Consider the following 2,942-nt stretch of genomic DNA (forward strand, 5'->3'; position numbering starts at 1 on the left):
CTTTTTGTTTCCGCGAAAAATGAAAGCGAAAGGATATACGATGGCCTGCTCTTGCCAAGCCTTATCCGAATTTACAGAAAAAAAGGTACACTAACGTGAAATAAGGGATTGCGGGCGGTCGTGAAAGTGTAAAAATAAGTATACTCTTGTTGACATCGTGTTATAAACGGACAATCCAATTGAAATTGGTGGTGACTGGTAACGCGTCCAAAACACAAATTCACCCATGATATTGGTAAAGAGGGCTGTACCTATTTGTAATTATATAACAATTTGAGATGGTCAAAAGCAGTGCCCAAAACCATATGTACTTGATTCCTTGCTTTTTTTGAAAGGCTGTCATAAGAGTCATAGAGTGAGGGCGTAGCATTTGGTCAGATCAGGGAGAGTCACCGAGAGAGCCTAGCAATTTACGTCTCGAAATTTCTGGAAGGCAGTTGTATTTCAACTTAATCGCATGTGTTTGGAATTCTTTTCGTGTGAGAACTAACATGAGAGATCATATTAAACAATACAAGAGTATAGTATTAATAGGTAAATTTAATCCAGTTATATTTCAACCATACTGGTTCTCCGCCAATAAATTAATAGGCGAGCAGGATGGTAGCAAAGCAGACATCAAAATCATACATCAAGATGTGGTCAATTTTGGGCTCGATTGGTGCAATATCGAAATTACTCGTGATAGGTACGTGATTAACACCACTCTTGACTATGCTATTGAGATGATACGTGATCTAACAATAGGAACTTTCCAATTACTAGTTCATACACCAATAAAAATGCTTGGGGTAAATACGGAATTGCACTTTGACTTAAAGTCTGAACATATTTGGCACAAATTTGGCCATAATTTAACCCCGAAAACACCCTATTGGAACTCCCTAATTAATCCAGGAATGCTCAGTGTTTCTGTTAGAGGAGATAGGCCAGATGATTACATTGGAAAAATCAATGTCGATGCCAAAGGATCCAAAGAAACCAAATTTGGCGTTAGTGTGAGAGTTAACGATCATTACGAAACCCAAGAAAGCGAAACATCCGGGTGCCAACAAATTTTAGATATCCTTATTTCTGACTGGGCCAATTCAGAACAGAGAGCGAATGATATTATCAGGGGGGTGCTGGTAACAGCAACAAATTAACCTATGACTTTATATTGCGAAGCCACCAATTGTTATTCGTCTAGTGAGTTTAAATTTGCAGAGGGTGTCGCGGAGAACCTTGAAGATGTGATAGTTAGCAAGTTTGATGACGGTTTTGATCCTGTATTTCAAAATTTAATTTTAACGAGTTGGATAAAAAAACATCTAACTGAGAATGTACCAGAAGAAGCTCCCACGGAACAATTAGCTACAGACTCAAAAAGCTATTTTGGTGATTGGTATTCTGGTTTAGTCATTGAAAAAGGACGCCAGCTTGATAGCTTTCTTTCGAAACAAAAGTTCGAGGGGACAATCATTTCAATAAAAGACGATACATTTGTTGCTAAATTGACAAATTTAACTGAAGAAACTCCCGATGAAGAAGCAGAATTCTCTATAAATGAAATTTCAGACGATGATCTTCCGCTTTTGGCTTTGGGAGCCGTATTTTACTGGAATATCGGCTATATGATCACGCGCGGAGGTCGTAAGCACGCGTGTCAAATTTTATACTTTAGAAGGCTTCCAATTCGATCCAAACTGGAAATAAAGGAAGCTAGAATGCGTGTAGAAAAACTTTTACGCTGGTTAGATGATGAAGACACTGAATCATGAATGCCCACTGATTCGACCAGAAGAAAGCGAAATTGAAATATCAATTTTTGGTCCTGGATATGGAGAATGTGTCGTATTGCATCTCGGCTATGGCCGGTGGATAATCATTGATTCATGTGTCGATAGAGGCAAGAAATATCCTGAAGCGCTTAGGTATTTAAAGTCAATTAATGTTGACCCTTCTAAGGAGGTGTTAGCAATAGTAGCTACCCACTGGCATGATGATCATATAAAGGGATTGAGCACTATTGTTGAAGAGTGTAAATCAGCTGTTTTTATATGCTCCGTTGCGATAAAGAAGAAAGAATTTTTAGAATTGATTGAAATGAACCGAGTTTCAGCCATAGGAGACAATCAATCTGGAATATCAGAATTTTTATCCATTTTTGATATCCTGACAGAAAGGAATAAGCGGCCCAAATTCGCGATCGCTGAAAGACAACTTTGGACTAGCAAGTTACCTGGAATGAGCGATTGTGAGATATACGCTCTCTCTCCGTCAGACTTCGAGGTTGACAAAGCTATCAAGCAACTCGCCAAAATTATTCCAGACATATTAAGTAATCCTCGCAGAATACCCTGCCCAGACCAAAATGATACTTCTGTCGTTATTTGGGCTAAGGTAGGTAGCGAAAACATTTTCCTTTTTGGTGCTGATCTGGAGGAAAAAGGGAATAACGATACTGGGTGGTCGGCTATTGTCTCGTCTGGTTTTTATTCAACCGACTTGGCCTATATACATAAGATTCCGCATCACGGGTCACATAATGCACACTACATGCCTGTATGGGAAAGAATGCTTTGTCCCAATCCAATCTCCGTTTTAACTCCATGGACGAGAGGAAATAACCGATTACCAAGCGATATTGATTTGGGAAGGTTATCAAAATTAACCAGCAAATTGTTTATCACTGCATCTCCTGATACTGTAAGAAAAAGAAAAAGAAAAGATGTCTTAATATCAAGATTCATAAACAAATATACTAAATATATTCGGTATGCTGAACCCGCATGTGGTCATATTGTTTTGAGGAAAGGCATAAAAGATGCTCATAGTGAGTGGAAAGTTAGTCTGAGAGACGGAGCATTATAGTGGACCCCAGTTTTAAGACAGTAGTTTAAGCTAGACGCAATCCCGAGGAACAGGAAAAGATGAGTGAAGGAAAGAAGAGAAAGTTCCAT

The 2,942-nt window shown here is 38.8% G+C and carries 3 protein-coding genes; all 3 read left to right on the forward strand.

Going from position 1 to position 2,942, the window contains the following annotated elements:
• The first annotated feature begins 491 nt into the window (after positions 1 to 491).
• Positions 492 to 1,145, forward strand: a complete 654-nt coding sequence (locus BUC26_RS22300; RefSeq protein ID WP_073379608.1) for a hypothetical protein — start codon at positions 492 to 494, stop codon at positions 1,143 to 1,145.
• Between the two features lie 87 nt (positions 1,146 to 1,232).
• Positions 1,233 to 1,760: a hypothetical protein gene (locus BUC26_RS22305; protein WP_143166142.1), complete on the forward strand. Its 528-nt coding sequence runs from the start codon at positions 1,233 to 1,235 to the stop codon at positions 1,758 to 1,760.
• Positions 1,738 to 2,853 (forward strand): MBL fold metallo-hydrolase, encoded by a 1,116-nt coding sequence (locus BUC26_RS23310; RefSeq protein WP_143166143.1) that lies wholly within the window; start codon positions 1,738 to 1,740, stop codon positions 2,851 to 2,853. The genes BUC26_RS22305 and BUC26_RS23310 overlap by 23 nt, the downstream gene beginning before the upstream one ends.
• Positions 2,854 to 2,942 lie beyond the last annotated feature (89 nt).

The organism is Desulfofustis glycolicus DSM 9705, assembly GCF_900130015.1.
Classification (GTDB): Bacteria; Desulfobacterota; Desulfobulbia; order Desulfobulbales; family Desulfocapsaceae; genus Desulfofustis; species Desulfofustis glycolicus.

Coding starts and splice junctions, on each gene's coding strand:
- BUC26_RS23310 (WP_143166143.1), top strand. CDS start 1,738: ATGATGAAGACACTGAATCATGAATGCCCACTGATTCGACCAGAAGAA.
- BUC26_RS22300 (WP_073379608.1), top strand. CDS start 492: ATGAGAGATCATATTAAACAATACAAGAGTATAGTATTAATAGGTAAA.